23 protein-coding genes are annotated in these 25,229 nt (G+C 35.1%); 9 read left to right on the top strand and 14 right to left on the bottom strand.

The window, feature by feature from the left end; all coding sequences use genetic code 11:
- Positions 1 to 14 precede the first annotated feature (14 nt).
- A complete protein-coding gene (locus BMW64_RS02310) occupies positions 15 to 989 on the top strand; it encodes a deoxyhypusine synthase family protein (RefSeq protein WP_089998226.1) in 975 nt (324 codons plus the stop codon).
- A gap of 232 nt (positions 990 to 1,221) precedes the next feature.
- On the opposite strand, the gene BMW64_RS20565 is transcribed toward BMW64_RS02310, so the two are convergent.
- Entirely contained in the window at positions 1,222 to 1,368 is a 147-nt protein-coding gene (locus BMW64_RS20565) for a hypothetical protein (protein WP_177175220.1), read from the bottom strand.
- 252 nt (positions 1,369 to 1,620) lie between these two features.
- Here BMW64_RS20565 and BMW64_RS02305 point away from each other — a divergent pair, with 252 nt between their 5' ends.
- Complete coding sequence (locus BMW64_RS02305) at positions 1,621 to 1,917, top strand: MGMT family protein (protein WP_089998225.1); 297 nt, start codon at positions 1,621 to 1,623, stop codon at positions 1,915 to 1,917.
- Between the two features lie 441 nt (positions 1,918 to 2,358).
- Positions 2,359 to 3,054 carry a hypothetical protein gene (locus tag BMW64_RS02300; RefSeq protein WP_089998224.1) on the top strand — a complete coding sequence of 232 codons (696 nt, stop codon included), beginning with the start codon at positions 2,359 to 2,361 and terminating at the stop codon, positions 3,052 to 3,054.
- A gap of 190 nt (positions 3,055 to 3,244) precedes the next feature.
- On the opposite strand, the gene htpG is transcribed toward BMW64_RS02300, so the two are convergent.
- From htpG to BMW64_RS02285, 3 genes are all read right to left on the bottom strand, one after another.
- The gene (htpG, locus tag BMW64_RS02295; RefSeq protein WP_089998223.1) at positions 3,245 to 5,137 is read right to left on the bottom strand and encodes a molecular chaperone HtpG; all 1,893 of its coding nucleotides are present in this window, start codon (positions 5,135 to 5,137) and stop codon (positions 3,245 to 3,247) included.
- A gap of 221 nt (positions 5,138 to 5,358) precedes the next feature.
- On the bottom strand, positions 5,359 to 6,360 hold the full coding sequence (recA, locus tag BMW64_RS02290; protein WP_089998222.1) for a recombinase RecA: 1,002 nt from the start codon (positions 6,358 to 6,360) through the stop codon (positions 5,359 to 5,361).
- A 193-nt stretch (positions 6,361 to 6,553) separates the two neighbouring features.
- Positions 6,554 to 7,750, bottom strand: a complete 1,197-nt coding sequence (locus BMW64_RS02285) for an oxygenase MpaB family protein (RefSeq protein ID WP_177175219.1) — start codon at positions 7,748 to 7,750, stop codon at positions 6,554 to 6,556.
- A 132-nt stretch (positions 7,751 to 7,882) separates the two neighbouring features.
- Between BMW64_RS02285 and BMW64_RS02280 the strand changes: the two genes are divergently transcribed.
- Positions 7,883 to 9,613, top strand: a complete 1,731-nt coding sequence (locus BMW64_RS02280) for a hypothetical protein (RefSeq protein ID WP_089998220.1) — start codon at positions 7,883 to 7,885, stop codon at positions 9,611 to 9,613.
- A 67-nt stretch (positions 9,614 to 9,680) separates the two neighbouring features.
- Here BMW64_RS02280 and gap read toward each other — a convergent pair whose 3' ends face one another.
- The 6 genes from gap to BMW64_RS02250 all read right to left on the bottom strand — a co-directional run bounded on the left by gap (position 9,681) and on the right by BMW64_RS02250 (position 14,622).
- Positions 9,681 to 10,691, bottom strand: a complete 1,011-nt coding sequence (gene gap / locus BMW64_RS02275) for a type I glyceraldehyde-3-phosphate dehydrogenase (RefSeq protein ID WP_072883624.1) — start codon at positions 10,689 to 10,691, stop codon at positions 9,681 to 9,683.
- A gap of 30 nt (positions 10,692 to 10,721) precedes the next feature.
- Positions 10,722 to 11,708: a 6-phosphofructokinase gene (gene pfkA, locus BMW64_RS02270; protein ID WP_089998219.1), complete on the bottom strand. Its 987-nt coding sequence runs from the start codon at positions 11,706 to 11,708 to the stop codon at positions 10,722 to 10,724.
- Positions 11,709 to 11,920: 212 nt separating this feature from the next.
- Positions 11,921 to 12,679, bottom strand: a complete 759-nt coding sequence (locus BMW64_RS02265) for a TIGR03915 family putative DNA repair protein (protein ID WP_089998218.1) — start codon at positions 12,677 to 12,679, stop codon at positions 11,921 to 11,923.
- A 73-nt stretch (positions 12,680 to 12,752) separates the two neighbouring features.
- Positions 12,753 to 13,004, bottom strand: coding sequence for a type II toxin-antitoxin system RelE/ParE family toxin (locus BMW64_RS02260; RefSeq protein ID WP_228400820.1), 252 nt, complete (start codon positions 13,002 to 13,004; stop codon positions 12,753 to 12,755).
- Positions 13,005 to 13,043: 39 nt separating this feature from the next.
- Complete coding sequence (locus BMW64_RS02255; protein WP_089998216.1) at positions 13,044 to 13,262, bottom strand: type II toxin-antitoxin system ParD family antitoxin; 219 nt, start codon at positions 13,260 to 13,262, stop codon at positions 13,044 to 13,046.
- A gap of 100 nt (positions 13,263 to 13,362) precedes the next feature.
- Positions 13,363 to 14,622 (bottom strand): putative DNA modification/repair radical SAM protein, encoded by a 1,260-nt coding sequence (locus BMW64_RS02250; RefSeq protein WP_089998215.1) that lies wholly within the window; start codon positions 14,620 to 14,622, stop codon positions 13,363 to 13,365.
- Between the two features lie 147 nt (positions 14,623 to 14,769).
- On the opposite strand from BMW64_RS02250, the gene BMW64_RS02245 reads away from it, so the two are divergent.
- The 3 genes from BMW64_RS02245 to sucC all read left to right on the top strand — a co-directional run bounded on the left by BMW64_RS02245 (position 14,770) and on the right by sucC (position 18,508).
- Entirely contained in the window at positions 14,770 to 16,098 is a 1,329-nt protein-coding gene (locus BMW64_RS02245; RefSeq protein ID WP_089998214.1) for a hydroxymethylglutaryl-CoA reductase, degradative, read from the top strand.
- Positions 16,099 to 16,249: 151 nt separating this feature from the next.
- Entirely contained in the window at positions 16,250 to 16,636 is a 387-nt protein-coding gene (locus BMW64_RS02240; RefSeq protein ID WP_089998213.1) for a DUF423 domain-containing protein, read from the top strand.
- Between the two features lie 681 nt (positions 16,637 to 17,317).
- Entirely contained in the window at positions 17,318 to 18,508 is a 1,191-nt protein-coding gene (gene sucC, locus BMW64_RS02235; protein WP_089998212.1) for an ADP-forming succinate--CoA ligase subunit beta, read from the top strand.
- Positions 18,509 to 18,570: 62 nt separating this feature from the next.
- Here the strand turns inward: sucC and BMW64_RS02230 are convergent, their stop codons facing one another.
- The gene (locus BMW64_RS02230; protein WP_177175218.1) at positions 18,571 to 19,452 is read right to left on the bottom strand and encodes a mechanosensitive ion channel family protein; all 882 of its coding nucleotides are present in this window, start codon (positions 19,450 to 19,452) and stop codon (positions 18,571 to 18,573) included.
- A gap of 94 nt (positions 19,453 to 19,546) precedes the next feature.
- On the opposite strand from BMW64_RS02230, the gene BMW64_RS02225 reads away from it, so the two are divergent.
- Positions 19,547 to 20,182: a peroxiredoxin gene (locus BMW64_RS02225; protein ID WP_089998211.1), complete on the top strand. Its 636-nt coding sequence runs from the start codon at positions 19,547 to 19,549 to the stop codon at positions 20,180 to 20,182.
- 109 nt (positions 20,183 to 20,291) lie between these two features.
- Here BMW64_RS02225 and BMW64_RS02220 read toward each other — a convergent pair whose 3' ends face one another.
- The 3 genes from BMW64_RS02220 to BMW64_RS02210 form a co-directional block, all read right to left on the bottom strand.
- Entirely contained in the window at positions 20,292 to 20,885 is a 594-nt protein-coding gene (locus BMW64_RS02220; protein WP_089998210.1) for a hypothetical protein, read from the bottom strand.
- A gap of 159 nt (positions 20,886 to 21,044) precedes the next feature.
- Positions 21,045 to 21,560, bottom strand: a complete 516-nt coding sequence (locus BMW64_RS02215) for a hypothetical protein (RefSeq protein WP_089998209.1) — start codon at positions 21,558 to 21,560, stop codon at positions 21,045 to 21,047.
- Between the two features lie 85 nt (positions 21,561 to 21,645).
- Entirely contained in the window at positions 21,646 to 23,925 is a 2,280-nt protein-coding gene (locus BMW64_RS02210) for a TonB-dependent siderophore receptor (RefSeq protein WP_089998208.1), read from the bottom strand.
- 175 nt (positions 23,926 to 24,100) lie between these two features.
- Between BMW64_RS02210 and BMW64_RS02205 the strand changes: the two genes are divergently transcribed.
- Positions 24,101 to 25,156, top strand: coding sequence for a Gfo/Idh/MocA family oxidoreductase (locus tag BMW64_RS02205; RefSeq protein ID WP_089998207.1), 1,056 nt, complete (start codon positions 24,101 to 24,103; stop codon positions 25,154 to 25,156).
- Positions 25,157 to 25,229: the final 73 nt, after the last annotated feature.

Below are 25,229 nucleotides of genomic sequence, written 5' to 3'. Positions count from 1 at the left end.
CAAAAAATAATTAAATGAGCAAACCGATTACTGAATTCATAGAAAAGTATTATCTGCACTTTAATGCAGCGGCATTGGTAGACGCTTCAAAAGGATATGTTGCGCATCTTAAGGATGGTGGAAAAATGATGATCACTTTGGCTGGAGCGATGTCTACGGCAGAGTTAGGAAAAATTCTTGCTGAAATGATCCGTCAGGATAAAGTAGATTTTATCTCTTGTACGGGAGCCAATCTTGAAGAAGACCTGATGAACCTTGTAGCACATTCTCACTATGAAAGGGTGCCTCACTACAGAGATCTTACGCCACAGGAAGAATGGGATCTGCTGGAAAGAGGACTTAACAGGGTAACAGATACATGCATTCCTGAAGAAGAAGCCTTCAGAAGACTGCAGAAACACATCTATGAAATCTGGAAAGATGCAGATAACAAAGGAGAAAGATATTTCCCTCATGAATACATGTACAAAATGATCCTTTCAGGAGTTCTTGAGCAGTATTACGAAATTCCAAGAGAAAATTCATGGATGATTGCTGCTGCTGAGAAAAACCTACCGATCGTTGTTCCGGGATGGGAAGATTCTACGATGGGAAATATTTTTGCATCGTACTGTATAAAAGGAGATCTTAAATTCTCTACAATGAAATCAGGAATAGAATACATGGCCTATCTTGCCAATTGGTACACTAAAAACTCATCAGGAAAAGGAGTAGGCTTCTTCCAGATTGGTGGAGGGATTGCCGGTGATTTCCCGATCTGTGTAGTACCAATGTTGTATCAGGATATGGAAATGCATGACATTCCGTTTTGGTCGTATTTCTGCCAGATTTCAGATTCTACAACATCATATGGTTCTTATTCGGGAGCGGTGCCAAACGAGAAAATTACATGGGGTAAACTGGATATTACGACACCGAAATTTATCGTTGAAAGTGATGCAACCATCTGTGCACCATTGATGTTCTCATATATTTTAGAAAATTCTTAATGCCGGAAGACGAAAGTCAGAAGCTTAAAATATAGAACGTTCCAATTTTTGGGACGTTTTTTTATTGCCTTTCAAAGATCTGTGTAATCTGCAAATCCACAAGCTTAAGATAATGGCGTGCCCCTCGTCCAAAGCTTGGCAACCACTCGGGTCGGGCTTCTCCGGGCTCCACTTCGTTCCGGTCTCAAGAGACTGTTCGCTGCGCTCGCGCCCTTCATATCCCTCACGCATTTCAGTCCAGAGAATTGATCAGCACGAAATACCGATATGCCAGAATTCGTTTTTGAAGCTTTGTCAGCTTATTGGGATCTTTATCACTCAATTTGGGAAGAACAGTTTTATTCACTTTGTTCAGCCAACGGAAAAATGATTTTTTCATAACGTAGATTTTGATAGTAACATTCAAAAATTATGCAACGATAAATTGTCAGCAGAACATGCAGTAGATAAAAATTGCCCGCATTTCTGCAGGCAACATTACACTTCATCACACTATTTACGAATTCCGTATGTATTTGGATTCTCTATTGATGGATTAAAGTTATATAATAAAAATAGGCTGTATCTTGATCTATGATAAGTAAATCGTAATAATTTAATTTCATAAATTTGGTTTTCAACAATTCATAACATGAATGAAATTTTTAAACAGCAAGTCTGGGAAATTACGAAATTAGTTCCCAAAGGAAGAGTGACAAGTTATGGAGCAATTGCTAAAGCAGTGGGTTTTCCTAACCATTCCCGGCATGTCGGTAAAGCTATGGGGGGCTGTCCTCCGGATGTTCCCGCCCATCGTGTTATTTCAAGTTCCGGAACTTTGTCGGTTCCCGAATTTCAGAAAAAGCTGGAAGCAGAAGGAATTGTTGTTGAGAATTTTAGAATTAAAGATTTTAAAAAATTGTTTTGGGATCCGTTAAATGAGTTATAATATTAATGATAAATATAGAGACTTAAGCTCTATTAAATGATATAATTCAATCACTTTTTACGAAATGTATTAATTATTTTCTTATTTCTTCTATTATTTTCCATAACATCTTGTCTGCCTAATCAACAGAGCAATATAATCCTGAAGATTTCTATAATTGAACTTGCAATATTATAATTACAAAACCATCTCTTGTGGGATTATTTTCATTATTTAGAGTGACTATAGCCTTACATTTTGTTTTATTCCTGTTGTAATTGAATAAATCTGTGGTCAAATATTTGCAATTTTGAGTTTATTCTTTTTCTCTTTTTGACATCATTATTTGTAAAAATAAATATGTGAAAAAGTGTATAGGATTACATATAATGATACAATGAAATTTTATTTTTATAAAAGTTTTTTATATTTGCGAATAAATATTTAAACGTAAACTAATAAATGAAAACAAAATTATCAATAGCAGGGATATTATTCTTGCTTGTATTTCAATCATGTGATAATAGAGCTAGTGAAGAATTATCCTCTCAGAATGAAACTGTTAAAGTTTCAAGCTCAAAAGGAAATAATTTAGCTAAGTTATCTTTTGATTCAAAGTCTTTATCAGGATATATTTCTAATCAGCTTGCCTTACAGTTGGAAGTTAGAAATCTTTTAGATAATGAAAAAAATGTTGATTATTCTTTAATTCAGTCTGAATTGCAGAATGTTGAAACTATTGAACAATTAGAATTACTTTATAGAAATGCAAATATTTTGCATGGAGAAGAACTTATTTCTTTGTACAATGAGATGAATTCGAATTCTGAGATCTTTATTAATAATAATAAAGATTTTTATACTAAATATACTCAAGATCAGAGATCTACACTTATAATCGAAGAAATTGACAGACAACTTGGCTATGATGACAATTTAGCGGCAAGAGTAAATTGTCATGCTAATTTTGTTAAAGCCTCAAATAGATGTATGAGAAATTATGCAATTTCGATGACAGGTGTTGCTGTTAGTGGTTTCTTTTCATTTGGAGTAAGTACAGTAGTAGGTGGTGCCGTGGCTACTACTATGATGGTTATGTGTAATTCTGACGCGGATGAAGATTATCATGACTGTGTTAAAGGAGGTGGCCAACCATAATTAACATCTTATGAGATATGATTTTATAGCTTATATTTTCCTAATAATTATATTTGCAATTCAAATATTTGATAAAAATGATGACTATTTTTATATACAGATAGTTTGTTTAATATTATTATGTATTTTCTCAATATTTGAGTGGAAAAGAAGAAAAAAGAAAAACGGCTTAGATAACTAAGCCGTTTTATTATTTTTCCAACTGCTTATAACTTTTCTGGATAAAATCCGTCAGTTCTTTTCCTTTCAGTAAATTCTGAGAAAGTTTGGCCAGATCAAGAGCATATTGAATTAATCCTGCCTTTTCTTCCTCATTTTCCGTCTTAAGAATCTGGCCTGCAAATTCGCTGTTGGAATTTACCACCAGGTTATACATTTCCGGGAAGCCTCCCATGCCGAACATTCCGCCTCCGCCGGTTGCCTGCATGTCTTTCATCCTTCTCATAAATTCCGGTTGTGTAATTGTGAATGGCGCATCCGTACTGTCAAGATCTTCGAGCTGAACAGTGAATTTTTTATCATTGATCGATTCTTCAACATATTTCTTTAATGATTCTTTTTCAGTTTCATTTAATTTAGAAATAACAGGCTCATCTTTTTTAATTAAATTATTGATATGATCAGCGTCAACTCTCGCGAATGAAATCTTATCTTTTGAAGTTTCAAGTTTCTGGATCACATGAGGAATAATCGGTGAATCTAAAAGGAGAACATCATATCCCTTATCCTTTGCTGCCTGAATATAGCTGTGCTGTTCATCTGCATTGGAAGCGTAAAGAATGATAAGATTACCGTCTTTATCGGTTTGATTAGGCTTTATTTTCTCCTCCAGTTCACTCCAAAGGAAATATTTTTCGTCAGTTGTAGGGTAAAGGGTAAATTTATCAGACTTTTCAGCAAACTTTTCTTCGGTAACGATTCCGTATTCAATCACCACTTTGATATCGTTCCATTTTTTCTCATAATCTTCACGGTTTTCATTGATAAGTGAAGCCATCTTGTCAGCTACCTTTTTTGTAATATATGAAGAGATTTTCTTCACGGCACCGTCAGCCTGCAGATAAGAACGCGAAACATTCAACGGAATATCCGGAGAATCGATAACTCCACGAAGCAGCATTAAGAAATCCGGAACAATACCTTTTACTTCATCGGTCACGAAAACCTGATTCTGGTAAAGCTGGATTTTATCTTTTTCAATGTTTAAATTGTTACTTAGCTTCGGGAAAAATAAAATTCCCGTCAGGTTGAAAGGGTAGTCTACATTCAGATGAATATTAAACAAAGGTTCTTCAAATTGCATAGGATACAATTCATGGTAAAACTTCATGTAATCTTCATTCGTCAGTTCACTTGGAGCGATTGTCCAGGCCGGAGTAGGATTGTTGACGATGTTGTCAACCTCTTCCGTTTCTGCAACGGCGTCTTCCGGAGCGTCTTCCGGTAAAGGCAGCGTATGGGTTTTTGTTCCGAATTTAATAGGAACAGGCATGAATTTATTATATTTCAACAACAATTCACGGATTTTACCTTCTTCCAGAAACTCAGTAGAATCTTCGGCAATATGAAGAATAATTTCTGTACCTCTCTCGGTTTTGTCAGCTGTCTCTTCTAAAGTAAATTCCGGGCTGCCATCACAAATCCATCGTACTGCTGGTTCATCTTTGTAGGATTTGGTAATAATTTCAACTTTCTCCGCAACCATGAACGCTGAATAAAATCCAAGTCCGAAATGTCCGATGATTCCTGAATCTTTTGCCGTATCCTTGTATTTTTCCAAAAATTCCTCAGCTCCTGAAAAAGCAACCTGATTGATGTATTTCTCAACCTCTTCACCCGTCATCCCGATTCCCTGATCGATAATATGAAGTATTTTATTTTCTTTATCAACCTTAACCTCAATTTTTGGGTTTCCGTATTCAACTTTTGCTTCACCGATACTAGTCAGGTGCTTAAGTTTTAAAGTGGCATCCGTTGCGTTGGAAATTAATTCTCTTAAGAATATTTCGTGGTCACTGTAAAGAAATTTTTTAATAAGCGGGAAAATATTTTCCACTGATACATTAATATTTCCTTTAGTCATAATATTTAGTTTTGATTTTTCTATTCTTTCTCAAAAAAAATACCGTTTGACAGATAGTGACATTTTGGCATTTTTTTTTATTAGAAATTAGTTTATTGATAAAAAACAATCTGCTTGATCTGTAAAATCATCGAGAGAAATGGACTGTTGTAAGTTATATTCAATGACAATAAAAAAGACAGCCTTTTCAGACTGCCTTCGATATTTTAAAACTAAAAAACTTATTTGTTTTTCAGTTCTTCTTTGATTTTATTTTCAAGTTCTTCCGCAAGTTCAGGATTGTCTTTCAATACATCTTTTACAGCATCACGGCCTTGTCCAAGCTTTGTCTCTTCATAGCTGAACCATGATCCGCTTTTCTTAACAATTCCCTGTTCTACAGCCTGATCAAGAATTTCTCCCGTTTTGGAAACACCTTCACCATACATAATATCAAATTCTGCCTGTTTGAAAGGAGGTGCTACTTTATTCTTAACAATCTTCACTTTCACACGGCTTCCGATCGCTTCATCGCCTTGTTTGATCGGTGCGCTAGCTTTTCTGATATCTACTCTTACAGAAGCGTAGAATTTCAGGGCATTACCACCGGTTGTTGTTTCCGGATTTCCGAACATTACCCCGATTTTTTCTCTCAACTGGTTGATGAAAATTACCGTACATTTTGTTCTTGAGATCGTAGCTGTTAATTTTCTCAACGCCTGAGACATTAATCTTGCATGAAGACCCATTTTAGAATCTCCCATCTCTCCTTCAATTTCAGCTTTTGGCGTAAGAGCGGCTACGGAGTCAATAACTACAATGTCAATTGCTCCCGAACGGATCAGATTATCAGCAATTTCCAAAGCCTGTTCTCCGTTGTCCGGTTGCGAAATGATTAGGTTTTCCAGATCAATTCCAAGCTTTGCGGCATAGGTTCTGTCGAAGGCGTGCTCTGCGTCAATAAATGCAGCAATTCCACCTGCTTTCTGAGCTTCTGCAATGGCATGAAGGGTTAATGTTGTTTTACCGGAGGATTCAGGACCATAGATTTCAATGATTCTTCCTCTCGGATAGCCACCCACTCCTAGAGCGATGTCTAATCCTAATGAACCGGAAGGAATTACTTCAATCGTATTATCCACAGAACTGTCGCCCAATGTCATCACTGTTCCTTTTCCGTATGTTTTATCTAGTTTGTCAAGCACCAACGCGAGCGCTTTTTTCTTGTCTTCTATATTACTCATCTGTTGTTTAAATAATTTATCAAAAATACAAAAAATTACAGTGAAAAACTAATATTGTCTACCATTAAAAACTGTTTTTATAGTTAAAAAATTATAAAATTTTAATAATGATATTTTGCCGTTTAAAAGGTATATTAATCATTGTTCTGGTTATCTTTTAAAAATTGAATTGTAAAGATTGTCAGATGTTTATCTAATGAAAATTTGAGTTTTTAGTGATGCTTAAATAGTCTGTAAGCACTTTCATCTGGTCTTTGTTTCCTTTCCTTATTCTTTGATTGCGGCTCACCATTTTATCATAGATTTTATTGATAATTCTTTTGGAGACAGGAAATACTTTTTTATTGCTGACCTCAGGAATCTGGAGTCTTTTACAAACATCTTCATCCAGTAAAAACCATGTACAGCAGATGTGTAAATAGCGGAGGTTTCTTCTTTGAAATTTATATTTTAAAATAGGATTCTCAAGTGATTCGTTCAGTAAAGAATGAGCTAAAAGTACAGAATCTTTATCCGCTGGTGGTTGAACGGAAGTCCAAAGGTAGAAAAATTCAGTAGCCTGTTTTTTGTTTTCAGGTAAAAGGTTTTCCGGAATGCCCAAAAGATATCCTATATACTTCCAAAGATGAAAAAGGCCTTGCTCTTCTTGTACAGAAAAAGTATTACCCAGCTTATGAAGGCTATGCAGAAAAACCAAGCTGAATCCTATATACGTTGCCATCATGTCCCATGAATTGATAGGTTCGCCCCAATTCTCCGTATCCCAGTCTTTATAATGTTTTCTTATCGAAAGTCTTGCATAAGAATGGATTATCCTTGTTTTAATTGCAAACTCATAGCCTTTATGATGAATTTCTAATGCATTATACCTTGTTACATTGACCCAAAAGTCAAGTGTTTCCGAAAGTCTCTTTACAGCGCCTTTTTTTAAGGCTTCAGTTACAATAAGAGGCTTGTTGAGGTAAGCAAAATCATAGCCTCCGATCAGGCAATAGTCCCGGAGTGAAATCAAGGAATCCAGATTGGCTCTCATACAGAGTTCGGCACCACTTTTTAGCAGATCATTATTGAGCCACTCGGGTATGGTTTCTGTCTGGGAAAACATTTGTTTGATGCTTTCAGGATTTTTTTCATTGTCCGGAATGCCATTTCGAATATATTCCTCAATCTCTCTGGATGCTTCCCGAAAGTTTTTAGTAAGATAAATATCTTTTACCACCATATCTCCAAGCTCATCGACATGATAAAAATAGGGAGAGAATTTATCGAAATTTTTAAAACTTACTTCTGCCCCGGAAAATTCAATCAGTTTCTTACCGTTTCCTTTTGTCCAGAAGTCTTTGAAATGCGGAGCGTCTTTAAAGCGCGGCTGTACAATTGTCCTTTCCATTAAAATAAATTTACAATTTTTGAGCCGAAGAAAGAGAATGAGATTTGTCATTTATCAGGCTGAAAAATACTACAAACGGGTAATTTTCTTGTGTTTATAGATTTTGAAAATTTGTAATAAAAATTAGTTATTATGAAAATAAATTTATTATTGCTATTTCTGCTCGGGTCTGTGGGAATGGTCTGTGGACAAGTAAAGTTACTGTCTGAATGTACTTCAAAAGAGTTTTTATATTTGGGGAAATCCGGAACTAGTGATAATTTTTTTCGAAAATTAAAAGAGAATGATGATAAAAAAGAATTAGAAGATTTAATCAAAAAAAATACAGGATTGAATTTATTAGAAATAAATGAAAATATCATTTCTCCAGAGAAGGAAGAATTGAAAAGTGAAAATATTTATAAAATATGTGGGAAAGAATCAGACTCTGTATTTGTAAATTTAAAAGAAACAAAGGTATTTGTTATAAATGGAAAAGATAATAGAAAATTATTTTTTTATATTGAAAATGGACTTTTTTTAGTAGATACAAATAAAAAAGTATCAAAAAGTCTTATTAAAGATAGGTTAAATAAAGCTTATGAAAATATAGGTTATAATTGCGACGGTAAAAATATCAAAGCTATGCATACATCAGCATTTGATGAAAAGTTTAATATAATAAAAAAGGCGATTATTTTAAGTTCTTCAGATAATGTAACTAATAATAATGCGATTGCTTTTACCAATGGCTCAAATGATACTAAAATTAGTATAGGAGCTAATTTTAACTATAGACAAGATTGGTTTTTTAACCTTGGAATTTATACGGAAAATATAAAAACAGGTTTTCTTTATTCAAATAAATCATGGAAAGATAATATAGGAGCTCTACTTACTTTCAATAAAGTATTCCCTGGTGTTCAATACCCTAAATCACATACAGCCTGTGATGAATTAGAACGTAAAAGAATTAGGTATAAAAATTCCATTATCGAAGAAGGCTCTTATAGTTTTGAAACTTTAAGAAGAAGTAAGAAAGCTTATGATGAAATGTTAGACTCTCTTAAAATATTACAAGAAAATATACAAAAGGGGAGTGGTGATTTTACGGCTGCTAATGTTAAACGACTTGAGGAGTATGAGATAGAAGTTTCGAAGTTAAAAGAAAAAATAACTCTTTATGAAAAAATAGTATCAAATCCAGATGGGTACATAGATAGTCTTATGATTTCATTTGATAAAAAAAATGATATTCTTGAGGGAAATAAATTACATTGGCTTAAGACTACTGTGGATATTTCTAACCAGAATGTAGAATTAGATACTGTAAGTGTTGCTAAGTTTATACTAAAAGATGGAGAAGTTAAAAATTTTCCCAAACTTTCGGTTGAATTGTCATATAACTTTAATAGACATAAAAAAACATTATTAAATGTTCAAGGCTTTTTTAAAGTTACTATGGGTAGCTTATTAGAAGCAAATATAGGAAGTGAAAGACCCGTTTTACAACAAAAAGATGATGATGTTTTTATATTTGATTCTATGGGAAGGCAATTAGGCAAGTATTCATATTTGAAACGAGCTTTTTGGACGCTGCAATCGGGAACTCAAGGTTCTTTTTTTATTACGGATAGTTTTGGTTTTACTGGATATGCCTCACATACATTTGCATTGCAAAATATGGAATATACTGATTATAGAAATCGATATTCATTGATGGCAGGGCTTGTTTTTAAAATTAATAATACGGAAGATATTAATAAAGCTACATTCAGAATTTTAGGAGGCGTTGAAAATGAACCATATAAAACCAAGGTTTTGGATAATTTCATGGTTAAAATTAGCTTGGGTATTCCATTTGGAATATTTACTAAAAAATAAGATTAATAGAAACAAAAAAACAACCTTCTCATCTGAAGGTTGTTTTATATTTAAATTAAAAACTATATTAGTTAGACAAAGAAGCAGCATGGATCAACATATCTACCAATTTGTTAGAATAACCCATTTCATTGTCATACCAAGAAACAAGTTTTACAAAGTTTGGAGAAAGCATAATACCTGCATCTTTATCGAAGATTGAAGTTCTCTTATCTCCTACGAAATCCTGAGAAACAACAGCATCTTCAGTGTATCCTAAAATACCTTTCAATTCACCTTCAGAAGCAGCTTTGATCGCAGCACAGATTTCATCGTAAGAAGTCGCTTTTTCTAATCTTACCGTTAAATCTACTACAGAAACATCAACAGTAGGTACTCTGAAAGACATTCCTGTTAATTTTCCGTTTAATGAAGGAATTACTTTTCCCACCGCTTTTGCAGCACCTGTAGAAGAAGGGATGATGTTGTTCAAAGCAGCTCTACCACCTCTCCAGTCTTTCATTGAAGGACCGTCAACTGTTTTTTGAGTTGCCGTTGTAGCGTGTACAGTAGTCATCAAACCTTCTACGATTCCAAAGTTATCGTGAATTACTTTAGCCAAAGGAGCTAAACAGTTTGTTGTACAAGAAGCGTTTGATAAAATTTTGATATCGTCAGTAAGTTCAGTGTGGTTTACACCCATTACGAACATTGGCGTATCATCTTTAGAAGGAGCAGAAAGGATTACCTTTTTAGCCCCTGCATTGATGTGCTTTGCAGCATTTTCTTTATCTAAGAATAAACCTGTAGATTCAACGATGTAATCAGCACCGATTTCATTCCACTTCAAGTTGTTCGGGTCTCTCTCTGCAGTTACTCTGATTCTTTTTCCGTTTACCACAAGGTCATTTCCTTCTACAGAAACTTCACCCGGGAAAATACCATGTACAGAATCGTATTTTAACATGTAAGCCATGTATTCTGCGTTGATCAGGTCATTGATTCCTACTACTTCGATGTTATCTCTTTCAGTCATTGCTCTGAAAACAAGACGTCCAATTCTACCAAACCCGTTGATACCTACTTTAATTGTTGACATAATAGTTTGTTTTAAATTATATTAAAAATATTAGATTGCTAAAATTTCTGAAATCAGCAAAAGATCTTTATTGATTTCATTATGTTTTTTAATGGCTTCTTCGATCGGTGTATACACCAGATCATTAGAACGCATTCCGGCCATTACATTGTTTTGTCCTTCCATCAGTCCGGTTACAGCTCCATAACCCAGTCTGCTGGCCAATACTCTGTCTGCACAGCTTGGTGAGCCTCCCCTCTGCATGTGTCCTAGAATTGCAACACGAATGTCATAATCCGGAAATTCCTGCTTGGTTTTTTCAGCTAATTCATAAACGTTGGCTAATTTTTCACCTTCTGCTACCACCACAATGCTTGAAGCTTTTCCTGTCTGCTCAGCATTTCTGAAATTATTGAAAAGCTCATCAATACTGTCTTTTCTTTCAGGGATTAAAATATCCAAGGCGCCAGTCGCCAGTCCACTGTTTAAAGCGATAAAACCTGCATCACGACCCATTACTTCCACAAAGAAAACTCTATTGTGGGAAGTAGCTGTATCACGGATTTTATCAATAGCTTCCATAGCAGTGTTCAATGCAGTATCATAGCCGATCGTATTATCAGTTCCGAAAATATCATTATCGATAGTTCCCGGTATTCCGATAACTCTGATTCCGAATTCTTCATTAAAGATCTTGGCACCTGTAAAAGTTCCGTCTCCGCCGATACAAACCAAACCGTCAATACCAAGCCTTACACAATTGTCATACGCTTTCTGACGTCCTTCTTTGGTTCTGAATTCCATGGATCTGGCAGATTTAAGAATAGTTCCGCCCTGGTTGATTATATTTTTTACGGAACGGGGACCCATTTTAAGAAAATCTCCGTTTATAAGGCCGTTGTAGCCTTCTCTTACTCCGTAGCATTCGATATTATAATAATTTGCGGTTCTTACCACCGCCCTTAATGCTGCATTCATACCCGGAGAATCTCCTCCTGAAGTAAGAACTGCAATTTTTTTTACAGCACTCTCTTTCATCTAGTAAAAAATTTCGAACACAAATTTACAAAAACAAGTTCAGATAATAACAGTAACTTAATAAGAGTTTGAATATAAATGATTAAAAATGTCTAAAATTTATAAGGTTGAAAAATTAATCTGCTCCTCACATGTTAAAAATGTCAATACGTAAATTTGTTTATTAAGCTGTTGAAAATTTAAACTAACAATTTAATCTCTCAATTGGCGGATTACCACTTTTCCGTCAAATACTTCCAGTATCTTTTCGGGACATGCTGAATGTGCAGTTTTAAATTTTTTCTTTCAACAATATTGGTTTTGGTAAAATACCGCTGCCAGAGGGTCTGGTAATTTTTTTCCTGATCATGGAATTTCTCCTCATATTTTTTCAGATCAATTTTTTCGTCAGGATAAAAGAAATCACAGCTTTCCAGGTCATATAGCAGCCCATAATTTCTTCGTAAGTCGTAGATCATCCATTTCTGATCTTGGTATCGGTCTTTAAAATGTTTCCTGATCAGTGGAAGGACATTGAAGTCAGGATCAATTTTAGCAAAGAAAACATCATCCTGCATTTTTTCAAAACGCACAAAAGCGGTCATTCTGTGTCTTTCACGGCTGACGGATTTATTGATTTTTGAAATTTTTAAAATATCCGGATCGGCATAATTCTGAAGAATATTTTCATCACCATATTTTACGGATTGCTTTACCGCAGACAAAATAAGTTGTTCTGCTTCCGGATCTTCGGATAAATATACTTTCAGCAGTTCGTGAATTCCCGGTTTTCCTATATTTTTTTCGAGTTTATTTAAAACCCTTTCTGCTTTATCATTCTGCGTGATAACTTCATGAATATCAGCGAAAATATTTTCCTGATGAAATTTTTCCCTGCTCACAATCTCCACATCTTTATAACGATATTCAAAAACCTCGAATATTGTTGTTAAAAGTCCGTCGAAACTGCCGTCGTAGAGTAGGGTTGTCATTTTTAATGTAACAATCTAATAATTTAACAATGTAACAATTTGAAAATGTATATATGTAAACTGAAAACAAGGTTTAAAAATAATTCGGGAGATCTCTGCTTCCATGCAGTACTCTTACAATACGAATATATTTATCTAAAATTCTGTAGAAAATAATATGATTATCCTTCGGGAAACTATATAAACCTTCTTTTATTTCATTTCGTGTTTTGCCTGATTCTGGATGTACAACTAAAATTTGAAAAACTTCTTCGATCTCCAAAAGATATTTCTCAGCCTGATCAAAACCAAAATGATCTAATGTATAATCAAAAATATCTTCCAAATCTGTCCACTGCCTCGGATAAGATGTAATTTTCAGGCATTATTTTTTCTTAGATTCAATAATATCCTTTACAGATCGAGAACTGTTGTTATTCCAGCCTTTTTCAATTTCAGCTTTCAACTCTTCAATGATTCGATGACGATAGACCTCATGGAGCCTTAATGCATCCCGCACGACTTCACTTGCATTTTGGAAATCTCCTGATTTTATCTGCTCTGCAATATAGTCTTCCTGTTTTTTTGTAAAACTGACATTCATTATTATTTCTTTTCACTAAAATTACAAATTATATCTATATTTAGCAAATATGGACTATACTGAGGTTTAATTCTAATAAATTGAGAATTCAATCGAAGCCTTAAAACAAAGTCAACTGCTGCGAAAACTGATTGTGAAACTTAGAAGAACTTCCACCGATCAGCAATCTCCTGAAATTTTTGTCTGTTAAATATTTCAGATAAGCATTTCCTGCATTAAAATCTATAAAATAACGCGCACGGTTAACAGCTGCTCCCAGTTTGCTGAGATGATCCATCGTCAAAACCTGGAAACGTCTGGCGCTGACAATTTTTTTTGCGGTTTTCACCCCGATTCCGGGAATTCTTAAAATCATTTGATAATCCGCAGTCTGCAGATTTACCGGAAACTGATCAAGGTGTCTCAAGGCCCAGCTCATTTTTGGATCAACTTCAAGATCTAGGAATGGCATATTCGGATCAAGGATTTCTTCTGCTTTAAAACCATAAAATCTCATGAGCCAATCCGATTGGTAAAGGCGATTTTCCCTTAGCATCGGTACTTCCGTTGTTAAAGAAGGCAAGCGTTTGTCTTCCAGTACCGGAACATATCCTGAATAATATACTCTTTTAAGATTGAAATTTTTATAGAAATGATCGGCTACTTTAATAATCTGAAGGTCATTCTCATTGGTCGCTCCTACAATCATCTGAGTCGATTGACCCGCAGGAGCAAATTTCGGAACTTTTCTGAAAATTTTCTTTTCATCTTTATACTGAGCAATTCCGTTTTGAATATATTTCATCGGATTCAGCATATCCTGACGGTTTTTTTCGGGGGCCAGAAGTTTTAATCCGCTTTCTGTAGGGATTTCAAGATTTATGGATAATCGGTCTGCGTACAATGCGGCTTCCTGCATCAGCTCATCACTGGCACCAGGAATCGATTTTAAATGAATATAACCGTTAAAATTTTCCTCAAGTCGAAGTTTTTTCGCCACACGAACCAATCGTTCCATGGTCGTATCCGCATTTTTGAAAATTCCGGAGCTTAAAAACAATCCTTCAATATAATTTCTGCGATAAAAATTGATCGTTAAATCGACCACTTCCTCCACCGTGAAAGCAGCTCTTTTGATATCATTCGAACTTCGGGAAACGCAGTAAGCGCAGTCGTAAATACAATGGTTGGTTAAAAGAATTTTGAGAAGCGAAACGCATCGTCCGTCTTCTGTATAAGTATGGCAGATTCCGCTTGCAGAGCTGTCTCCCAAAGCACCTTTCTTATTTTTTCTTGTGCCCCCGCTTGATGAGCAGGAAACATCGTATTTGGCTGCATCCGCAAGGATTTCAAGCTTTTCTTTCAGACGGTCAAAATTCATTCTTTTAATTTGATAATCTTAAGGTTAGATAAGATTAATGCTTCAAAGTTAGCTCCAAAATTGATAAATGTCAATCTTTTTTGATCGAAGTTATCAACAACAGAAAGTTACAAAATCACTATATTTACGCTTCATTAAAGTTATACTATGAATCATCAACCGGTTGAAGGTTTTTCTAAACTTTCAAAGCAGCGAAAAATCGATTGGCTAATCTCAGAATACCTTAGTAACGACCGCAGTTACGAACAGATTTTACAACAATACTGGAATAATAGTGCCGAACTGCAGAAGCTCCACGAAGAATTTTCTGAAAATACCATTTCCAACTTTTACATGCCTTACGGAATTGCTCCCAACTTCCTGATCGATGGAAAATTATTGGCTTTACCGATGGCTGTTGAAGAAAGCTCCGTGGTTGCAGCAGCTTCTAAGGCTGCTAAATTCTGGATCGATAAAGGAGGTTTTAAAACCACGATCATCAATACCGAAAAACTGGGGCACACCCACTTTATATTTAACGTTGAATCCCATAAATTATTGCATTTTTTTAACTTCAGCCTTAAGAAAAAGCTTCTTGAAGCGACGGAGGATATCACCTCTAATATGAGAAAAAGAGGCGGAGGAATTTTAGATATTAAATTAATTGATAAAACCTCCGAAATGCCGAATTACTACCAACTGAAGGCCAGCTTTGATACGGTAGATTCTATGGGAGCGAATTTTATTAATTCATGTCTGGAACAGTTCGGCAAAACATTAAGACAGGAAGTCGCTGAAAGTACTGACTTTACACAGGAAGAAAAGGATTCTCTGCAGATCGTTATGAACATCCTTTCCAATTTTACACCCGATTGTATCGTGAGAGCTGAGGTTTCGTGTAAAATTGAAGAACTCAATGATGACAGCGGAATTTCCAACGAAGAATTTGCCAGGAAATTCAAGCAGGCTGTAACGATTGCCGAAATTGAACCGTTCCGGGCCACTACCCATAATAAAGGAATTATGAATGGAGTAGATGCTGTAGTCATTGCTACCGGAAACGATTTCAGAGCAACTGAAGCCTGTGCTCATGCGTATGCCGCAAGAAACGGGAAGTATTCTTCTCTTACTCATTGTACGACAGATAACGGAATTTTCAGATTCTGGATCGATCTTCCGATTTCTGTAGGGGTTGTGGGCGGTCTTACCAATCTGCATCCTTTGGTTAAATTTTCTCTTGCTTTATTGGGAAAACCTTCTGCTCAGGAATTAATGAGTATTTTAGCTGTTTCCGGATTGGCTCAGAATTTCGGAGCGCTGCGTTCTTTAATAACCACCGGAATTCAGAAAGGACACATGAAAATGCATTTGCTGAATATTTTAAATCAAATGGGTGCGACGGAAGAAGAGAAGCAATATTTCGTGACGTACTTTAAAGATAAGACGGTGAGCCATCACGAGGTGATCAGTGAGTTTAACAGGCTAAGAGCACAATAATGTTTGGAATTATTGTATCTGCATTTATGCTGGCTTTCGGAATTTTTCTGAAACTGACAAAAAATCCAGGTTTTGTCCGGAATAAAAAGTTTGCATGGATTTTTATAGGAATAGGACTGGTATCATTAATATTCAAGATTTTAAATTATAAATGAAAACAATTACTTTAGTCTTTGGTGCCGTTTACGGAATGTTATCCGTGATTCTGGGTGCATTCGGCGCGCACGCCTTAAAGAAAATTTTGTCTGTGGAAAGACTGGAAAGTTTTGAAACAGGAGTACGATATCAGATGTATGCCGCATTTTTTTTATTAATTGTAGGATACATGCTAAAGTTTGACACTTCTTCTCAGAAATGGATTTCTATTCTGATGATTGCAGGAACGATGCTTTTTTCTTTCAGTATTTATGGTTTGAGCATGCAGGATTATTTCGGGATAAATCTGAAGTTTCTCGGGCCAATCACTCCGCTGGGAGGTTTACTGATGATCGTAAGCTGGGCATTGCTGATTTTTTATGTTGCTAAAAATAGGATTTAAATAAAATAGAGCGCGAGCGAAGCGAGCGGCAAAGCTGTTAGTATTAGCGTTATTATATTTACAAAGCATCTTTATATGTAACAGAAGTTTCATACAGTGAAATTGAAATATACTGTTCTGTGATAGCTTAGGCATTTTTTGTAATTCTTTTTAATAGTTTAAATAAAGTCAAAAAAGCTGTTTTTCTTTAAACTGACAGATTAGACAAAAACGGTAAGCTGATTTAATTTAAACTGGTAGATTAGACAAAAATGGAAAGCTATTTTTCTTTAAACTGACAGATTAGACAAAAACGGTAAGCTGATTTAATTTAAACTGGTAGATTAGACAAAAATGGAAAGCTATTTTTCTTTAAACCGACAGATTAGACAAAAACGGAAAACTGATTTACTTTAAACCGGTGGATTAGACAAAAATGGAAAACTTATTTAGTTTAAACCGACAGATTAGACAAAAACGGAAAGTTGTTTTTCTTTAATCCAACAGATTAGGCAAAAACAGAAAACTGTTTTAATTTAAACTGGTATTTTAAACCAAAACAGATTTACAGCAACCCCTAAAATCATATGGTTCAGAAAAAATACAGGAAGAATGAATTTTTAAGCCAATAAACTTGAACTTCCATGTCTTTTTATTAAATTTGTCAACCTTTAAATTTTAAAATAAAATAATAAAAATAATATGAATCTTCACGAGTATCAATCAAAAGAGATTTTATCAAAGTATGGAGTAGCTATCCAACGTGGTTTCGTTGCAAACAACGTAGATGAAGCTGTAGCTGCTGCTGAAAAGCTGACTGCTGAAACCGGAGCTCAGGGATGGGTGGTAAAAGCACAGATCCACGCAGGAGGTCGTGGTAAAGGTGGTGGTGTAAAGTTCTCTCCAAACATGGATAAGCTTAAAGAAAACGCTCAGAATATCATCGGAATGCAGTTGGTAACACCACAAACTTCTGCTGAAGGTAAAAAAGTAAATTCTGTTTTGGTTGCAGAAGATGTATATTATCCGGGAGAATCTGAAACTAAGGAATTTTACGTTTCTATTCTTTTAGACAGAGCTGAAGGTAAAAATACAGTGGTTTATTCTACTGAAGGAGGAATGGATATTGAGCACGTTGCTGAAGTAACTCCTCATTTGATCCATAAAGAAATCATTGATCCTGCTTTAGGTCTTCAGGGATTTCAGGCGAGAAAAATTGCTTTCAATCTTGGTCTTGAAGGAAATGCATTCAAAGAATTTGTAAAATTCATCACCGCTTTATATAATGCTTATACAGGAATCGATGCTTCTCTTTTTGAGATCAACCCTGTATTAAAAACTTCTGATAATAAAATTATCGCAGTAGATGCTAAAGTGACTTTGGATGACAACTCATTGTTCCGTCACAAAGATTTAGCGGAATTAAGAGATACGAGAGAAGAGGATCCAATGGATGTTGAAGCTGGTGAAGCTGGTCTTAACTTCGTGAAACTTGACGGTAACGTTGCTTGTATGGTAAACGGAGCTGGTCTTGCTATGGCAACGATGGATATCATCAAATTATCAGGTGGTAACCCTGCTAACTTCCTTGACGTGGGTGGAACTGCCGATGCTCAGAGAGTACAGACTGCTTTCGGAATTATCTTAAGAGACCCGAACGTAAAAGCAATCTTGATCAATATCTTCGGAGGTATCGTAAGATGTGACAGAGTTGCTCAGGGGGTTGTAGATGCTTACAAAGCGATGGGAAGCCTTCCTGTTCCTTTGATCGTAAGACTACAAGGTACAAATGCTGTTGAAGCTAAGCAGTTAATTGATGATTCAGGTCTGCCTGTACATTCTGCAATTACTCTTGAAGAGGCTGCAAACAAAGTAAAAGAAGTTTTAGCTTAATACTTCAATTAAAATAAATAAAAACCGTTGTCTGAATTTTCAAAGGCAACGGTTTTTTATGCTTATATTTTTTTATCGGTATTGAGATTTTCACCTCCTGTAATACTGATGCTTGTTGGAGTTACAAGCTGTATACCCTCTGAATCCAGACGTTTCTTGATTTCAAAATAGGCAATGCTTTTTAGCAGCATCATATCTGCACCTACCACCATAGGAAATTTTACCTGGAGATTGAAAACACCTTGCTTAAGATCCGTAAGCATGGCTGTTGCAGTTTCCGGACGATCAATATTATCCAGTTTTTGCACAACTTCGAGAACAGCCTGTTGTGCCTTTGCTACATCCTGGTCTGCAGGAATTTCAAAATTTAAATATATTTTTCTCTGTGGAGAGGCCGTAAAATTATAAAAGGGCGAATTGAAAATCACCTGGTTAGGAATATATACCTTTTTTCCGTCGTCGCCAATTACTTTTGTGGTTAAAAAACCAATCTCGGACACCGTTCCCGAATTATTACCGATCGTAACATAATCTCCCACTTTAAAAGCTTTATCGATGCCGATCAGTAATCCGGAAAAAATACTGGATACAAGATCTTTTAAGGCAACTCCGGCAATGACCCCGGCAACCCCTAAACTTCCTATAAATTTCCATAAGAAGCCACTGAATCCCATGATTTCAAGGGCAATAAAAGTTCCCATCAGCATGATCAGGAATCTGAAAACACCTATAAGCGTTACCAGAGAACTTTCTTTTTTACTTTTTGGAAAAAATTTATGAAATATTTTAACAGAAAACTGACTTAAATATTTACTGGTGAGAAGAAAGAAAGAAAATACAATGATCCCGACAATAAGTTTAGGGGTAATTTCAGCAAATTTCACATACCAGTTTTCAAGAACATTATAAACAACATCAACATAGCTTAAACCATTTTTCAGCATAATAAATTTTTAAATAATTATACATTTTTTCAACAAAAATTTTGCCAGTTTCAAAAACTCTACTAAATTTGTAGACTAATAAGAACGAAATATTATGTCAATTAAACTAGGAGATACAGCACCAGACTTTCAGGCGGAAACGTCTTTGGGAGATATTAACTTTTACGAATTTCTAGGAGATTCCTGGGGAATACTTTTTTCTCATCCGGCAGATTATACACCAGTTTGTACAACCGAATTGGGATTTACTTCAAAACTGAAATCTGAATTTGATAAAAGAGGGACCAAGGTAATTGCCTTAAGTGTAGACGGAGTGGAAGATCATCAAAACTGGATTAAAGATATTAACGAAACCCAGCATACAGATGTACAGTTTCCGATCATTGCAGATAAAGACCGTAAAATTTCTGAATTGTACGATTTTATACACCCGAATGCCTCAGCAACGGCTACGGTACGTTCTTTATTGATCATTGATCCGCAGAAGAAAGTTAGATTAATTATTACTTACCCCGCTTCAACAGGAAGAAACTTTAATGAAATTCTGAGAGTGCTTGATTCTCTTCAGTTAGTTGACAATTATAAAATAGCAACTCCGGTGAACTGGCAGGATGGTGATGATGTTATCGTTCCTCCAACGGTTTCTACAGAAGAAGCCAGAAAGATTTTCCCGAAAGGCGTAACAGAAATAAAACCATATCTGAGATATACGCCACAACCTAATACATGATTTATTTGATTTTTTATAGTTTAGTTTTAATTTGTAAGAAAATCGCCTCGGAAAAGTTTCCGAGGCGATTTCGATTTTTACGTGTATATAATGTGTGTGAAATGATTTCTTATTGTCTAACATCATTAGCCACCTGTCTGGCTTTTGAAGTTGGAATATAGATACTGAAACCTACGTTGAATGTGATGTTTGAGTTAAGTCCTTCGCTACCGAAACCGGCTCTTCCTCTGTATTTTACCAAACCTTCAATACCGATGTTCGGTGTAATAAAATAAGAATATCCTGGACCTGCACCGAAGTCTAAACCTGTCGTAGAATCTGCATTTTCAACAGATCTTCCGCCAATTCCTACATTTCCTTCAAGGAACCAACGTCCATGATTTAATAAATTATCAACACCTTTTTCTCCTGGTGAGAGATAATAACGTCCTAATGCACCAACTCCATAAGTAAATTCTGTCGGGCTACCATTGGTTACTTTATTAAATCCTAAATCTACATAACCTCCCAATGCAACATTATCTTCAATAAAATATGCTCCTTTAGGCTGAATAGCAATATTGTAACCTCCACCAGTATTTAAACCGAAGTTACTGGATATTAAACTACTACCTACCAGCCAGTTTCCTTTTTGGATTTGAGCATTCATGGTTGTAGCTAAACCTGCCACTGCTAGTATTCCTGATAAAATTAGCTTTTTCATAATTTATTATTTTAATATTTGATGTTTATCATTTGTGCTATCTCAAAAAACAATAAATGTGCCATACTAATCAATGTTTAGTGAATTTACCTGCAAATAACTGCATTTATCAAAGTTTTAAAGTAAAGATTTCAGTATTTAATGAAAATGATATTTTTATCAAATCAGCAATAATAATATCGATATGATAAGTCCGGCTGCAGTAAATGCCATTCCCCGCTTGAAAGCTTTTGTTTTAGGGTTAAACATCCAAAAACTCGAGATAACAAAAAAGAACAATGAAATACCGAAAAAAGTATTTAAAGGAGATAACGTATCTTTTGATTGTGCTTTGTGAAGTTTTGTCATTTTATCTAAAACAAAAGGAAGTTCTTTCTTTGTGTATTTAGCCTCACCAGTAGCAGAATTATAAGTCCCCTGCTTAAATTTCAAGATATTGCCTTCAGTTTCCTTAACTTCAAAGTTTTTTATTTTTAATTCTTTACCTAATGCTTTTTCGTCAAGATTTTTGTCTATGATTTTGTCATATTTCATCTCTTTCTTCAAAAAATCGGTATCTCTATATACCAGCAAAACGCCGCTTATTGCATAAATCGCCATGATTCCCGCCAGAAAATATCCAAGGTAGCGGTGCGTGATTCTCATAAAACTTCTTGTGTCCTTAATTTTATCCATATTTTAGTATTGTTTTTAAAGTTCAAAAGTGGAAACTGCAAAAATGCAATTCCCACTTTATATAAAGAAATTATTGTTAAACTTTTTACAGTTTATAAGTTAGTGTGAAATAATAGTTTCTAGGCGTAATCGGATTCACGGAATAATTCTCATGAACATTGTAGTTCACTACATCAAACAAATTTCCTACTTTTCCTTGGATCATGAATTTTTTCCATTCGTAGCCTACAGATAATGAAACTGTTGTGTAATCCTTTAGATCAAACATTCTGGTCACATTGCCTCTGCTTGTATTGGTAGATTTTGTATCATTCCAACCTGCAATTCTGTCACCAATGTAGTAAACGCCCGCTCCAACTTTCAGCCCTTTCAAATAATCTGTGAATTTGTAGAAAATAGAAGCATTTGCAGTAGTTGCAGGAGTTCTTACCAATCTTTGTTTTTCAATATATCCCTTTTCAGGAGTATTTACATAAACAGAGTTATTGTAAGAGAAACCTCCTATTATTGATATATTGTCTGTCGGATTTCCTGTAATGTCCAATTCAACCCCACGGCTTCTCATATCTCCTGCAAATTCTTTAAGATTGGTGTCTGTTGAATTTACTGGTGCTGCATTCGGTGTTGATGTAGGAATAAACCAATACGTTTGATAATAATTATTATACATGATCTGGTAAGCTGTTAAATTAACCGCTAAAGCATTATTCCAGAAATTCTTTTTAATACCAATTTCGTACTGATCAACTGTTGATGGTTTTATACTTTGTCTTGATAAAGTTGCCAGCTGATTTTGAATTTGTGTAGCAGATTGATTTGTATTTACGGTACCAAATTGATCTGAAGTATAACCTGCATTTGAAGCAAATGAATTAGTATAGGTTGCAAACACAGAAAGGTTTTCATTTGGTGCATAAACCAAACCTACTTTTGGAGAAAAAGCATTGTCTGAAGTTGAAGAATTTGCGACTTCAAATTTTTCATTTGATGCAAAGCGGGTGGTTAATGTCGGCATATTTTCTATATATGACCATCTTACTCCTGCAATTACTTTTATTTGTTTTGTTAAACTGATAAAATCCTGTGCATATACTCCAATTCTTCTTGTATTGATTCTATTTCTTGTAGTAAGAGTTGAATTTGGCATATCAATGCTTTCCCAGGTTGAGGGGTCATCTAAAAATAAAGTGTTAGACGTAGTAGCCAAAGTGTATGCATAAGAATCTGCCTGGTTATAATCTGCGTCAGAGCCAATCAAAACTTTATGATTGATTTTTCCTGTATTGAATTCACCGTTTAAGTTTACCTGTGCAGAAGTATAATTTTGTTCATTATATGTCTTACCAAAAGGTCTGTTCCATGAAAGTCGGTTAGGATTAGCTCCGCTATAAGTCCATTGAACCCTTTCTGAAGAAAAATAATCTTTAGTATAATTCTGATACGACGCAGTGGCATTTAATGACCATCTTTCATTGAACTGATGATTGAAAGTAACATTGGTGGAAGCCTGCTGTACATTCTGATATTGCCAGTCTGTTCCGAAGAAAACATTTCTGGAAACAGCATCGTTTAATCTATAGCTTTGATCTTTTTCAGTAATAGATCCGATCCCGAAGTCGGGGGTGAAATCATTTTTAAGATAATCAGCCTCTACAATTAATTGAGATTTATCACTTAAATTAAATAAAAATGAAGGATTAAAATAATATTTTTCTGATTGTACAACATCTCTGAAACTTTCGGCATGTTCGTAAGTTCCGTTTACCCGAAATGCGATATTTTTTGATAGCGGACCATAAATATCAACCATTGGTTTGTAAGAGTTCCAGCTTCCGGCATTCATTCCTACACTTCCTCCAAAGTTGAATTTTGGCTTTTTCGTAATCATATTAATGACACCTCCTGCAGCAGTATTTCCATAAAGCATGGCATTGGCACCTTTTAAAACTTCAACTCTTTCCAAACCACTTACTTCAGGAAAAACGCCACTGTTAATTCTCGACCCGTTCTTGAAAATATTATCATTTCCTAAAATAAAACCACGTCCACCAAAACTATCTTGGGAATTTCCTCTTGATGAAGTCAGATAAATCCCATTAACATTCTGTAGAACATCGCTCAACTGTTTTGCCTGCTGCTGCTCAATAATTTCATGAGTGACAATGGCAATCGGCTGTGGGGTTTCCATCATCGTAAGATTTGACTTGGTCGATAATGGTCTTGCCTTGTTGGGATTTCCCGTTTTATGAAGATTAACGTCTTCGATCGTCTGGATCTTGACGGTATCAGCTTCTGTATTTTTCATTTGTGCACCTAAGGATATGGCTGTGAATAATAATCCTAAGGTAACTAGCTGTTTTTTCATGATAGTTTATTTTATTTAGAGTGGTTTTAAATAAGTGCAAAAGTATATTATTATTTAGAATTAATAAAAATTAAAATGTGATATTTATCATCTTTAAATTTTAAAAGTTCATATTGATTTGGTTTTTGATGAAAATATTGCAGGTTTATAGATAAATTTGTTAAAAATTAAGATTATGCAATTGGTAAAAACAGGACTTTGTGCATTCGGGATGAGCGGAAAAATATTTCATGCACCATTTTTAAAAGAACATCCGGGATTTTTTTTGTCTGCAGTTGTTGAAAGAAGTAAGGAAGACTCTAAAGAAAAATACCCCGATGCAACCATCTATCGTTCAGTAGAAGAAATGCTGAATCATGCAGATATTGAATTGGTTGTTGTAAATACTCCTGTTCAGACTCATTTTGAATACACTAAAATGGCTCTTGAGGCAGGAAAAAATGTGATCGTAGAAAAGCCTTTTACAGTAAATGTTTCCGAAGCGGAAGAACTGGTGCAACTGGCGGAAGAGAAAGGTTTGTTTTTAAGTGTTTATCAGAACAGAAGATTCGACCGGGATTACCTTCAGGTTCAGAAGATCATTAACGAAGGCAAATTGGGAAATATCAAAGAGGTTGAAATCCGTTTTGACAGATTCAGGACAGAACCTAGCGGAAAAGCTCATAAAGAAAATCCTGATGCTACAGGCTCCGGATCATTGCATGATTTAGGATCTCATCTGATCGATCAGGCAACACAATATTTTGGTTTGCCGGAGAAATTGTTTGCAGATGTTTTTTCAATGAAAGGAAAAGAATTCTCCAATGATTATTTTGAACTCATTTTATTTTATCAAAATGATTTAAGAGTGAGATTGAAATCTTCTGTATTTACAAAAGAAGCGCATTATGCGTACACTGTTCATGGGGAAAAGGGAAGTTTTTTACAGGAAAGAACAGATAATCAGGAAAATGAATTGGCAGCAGGGGCAATTCCTGAATATGGCAAGGATTGGACACAACCACTAAAAGAAACCGACGGTATTCTGAATTATTTAAATGAAAATAAGGAAACCGAAAGAATCCTTACTTCCAGTGAGCCCGGAAATTACATGAATTATTATCAGCAAATTTATGAATTCATCGTTTTCGGATATGCGTTACCTTCGCCAGCCGGAGAAATTATAAGGAATATGAAAATTATCGATGCCGCTGTGGAAAGTTCCAACGAGGGAAGAGTGGTGTATTTGTAAGAGAGTTTTAGTGTATTAGGGTGTGAGGGTTTTAGCGTAAAGGGTTACGCCATCAAACTCTAAGACTCTCAAA

Source organism: Chryseobacterium taichungense, assembly GCF_900109935.1.
Lineage (GTDB): Bacteria > Bacteroidota > Bacteroidia > Flavobacteriales > Weeksellaceae > Chryseobacterium > Chryseobacterium taichungense.
This window is presented reverse-complemented; position numbering and strand designations above follow the sequence as displayed.

What these genes read in the sequence shown, in the direction of transcription:
- BMW64_RS02310 (WP_089998226.1), top strand. Translation starts at nt 15, where the DNA reads ATGAGCAAACCGATTACTGAATTCATAGAAAAGTATTATCTGCACTTT.
- BMW64_RS20565 (WP_177175220.1), bottom strand. Translation starts at nt 1,368, where the DNA reads ATGAAAAAATCATTTTTCCGTTGGCTGAACAAAGTGAATAAAACTGTT.
- BMW64_RS02305 (WP_089998225.1), top strand. Translation starts at nt 1,621, where the DNA reads ATGAATGAAATTTTTAAACAGCAAGTCTGGGAAATTACGAAATTAGTT.
- BMW64_RS02300 (WP_089998224.1), top strand. Translation starts at nt 2,359, where the DNA reads ATGAAAACAAAATTATCAATAGCAGGGATATTATTCTTGCTTGTATTT.
- htpG (WP_089998223.1), bottom strand. Translation starts at nt 5,137, where the DNA reads ATGACTAAAGGAAATATTAATGTATCAGTGGAAAATATTTTCCCGCTT.
- recA (WP_089998222.1), bottom strand. Translation starts at nt 6,360, where the DNA reads ATGAGTAATATAGAAGACAAGAAAAAAGCGCTCGCGTTGGTGCTTGAC.
- BMW64_RS02285 (WP_177175219.1), bottom strand. Translation starts at nt 7,750, where the DNA reads ATGGAAAGGACAATTGTACAGCCGCGCTTTAAAGACGCTCCGCATTTC.
- BMW64_RS02280 (WP_089998220.1), top strand. Translation starts at nt 7,883, where the DNA reads ATGAAAATAAATTTATTATTGCTATTTCTGCTCGGGTCTGTGGGAATG.
- gap (WP_072883624.1), bottom strand. Translation starts at nt 10,691, where the DNA reads ATGTCAACAATTAAAGTAGGTATCAACGGGTTTGGTAGAATTGGACGT.
- pfkA (WP_089998219.1), bottom strand. Translation starts at nt 11,708, where the DNA reads ATGAAAGAGAGTGCTGTAAAAAAAATTGCAGTTCTTACTTCAGGAGGA.
- BMW64_RS02265 (WP_089998218.1), bottom strand. Translation starts at nt 12,679, where the DNA reads ATGACAACCCTACTCTACGACGGCAGTTTCGACGGACTTTTAACAACA.
- BMW64_RS02255 (WP_089998216.1), bottom strand. Translation starts at nt 13,262, where the DNA reads ATGAATGTCAGTTTTACAAAAAAACAGGAAGACTATATTGCAGAGCAG.
- BMW64_RS02250 (WP_089998215.1), bottom strand. Translation starts at nt 14,622, where the DNA reads ATGAATTTTGACCGTCTGAAAGAAAAGCTTGAAATCCTTGCGGATGCA.
- BMW64_RS02245 (WP_089998214.1), top strand. Translation starts at nt 14,770, where the DNA reads ATGAATCATCAACCGGTTGAAGGTTTTTCTAAACTTTCAAAGCAGCGA.
- BMW64_RS02240 (WP_089998213.1), top strand. Translation starts at nt 16,250, where the DNA reads ATGAAAACAATTACTTTAGTCTTTGGTGCCGTTTACGGAATGTTATCC.
- sucC (WP_089998212.1), top strand. Translation starts at nt 17,318, where the DNA reads ATGAATCTTCACGAGTATCAATCAAAAGAGATTTTATCAAAGTATGGA.
- BMW64_RS02230 (WP_177175218.1), bottom strand. Translation starts at nt 19,452, where the DNA reads ATGCTGAAAAATGGTTTAAGCTATGTTGATGTTGTTTATAATGTTCTT.
- BMW64_RS02225 (WP_089998211.1), top strand. Translation starts at nt 19,547, where the DNA reads ATGTCAATTAAACTAGGAGATACAGCACCAGACTTTCAGGCGGAAACG.
- BMW64_RS02220 (WP_089998210.1), bottom strand. Translation starts at nt 20,885, where the DNA reads ATGAAAAAGCTAATTTTATCAGGAATACTAGCAGTGGCAGGTTTAGCT.
- BMW64_RS02215 (WP_089998209.1), bottom strand. Translation starts at nt 21,560, where the DNA reads ATGGATAAAATTAAGGACACAAGAAGTTTTATGAGAATCACGCACCGC.
- BMW64_RS02210 (WP_089998208.1), bottom strand. Translation starts at nt 23,925, where the DNA reads ATGAAAAAACAGCTAGTTACCTTAGGATTATTATTCACAGCCATATCC.
- BMW64_RS02205 (WP_089998207.1), top strand. Translation starts at nt 24,101, where the DNA reads ATGCAATTGGTAAAAACAGGACTTTGTGCATTCGGGATGAGCGGAAAA.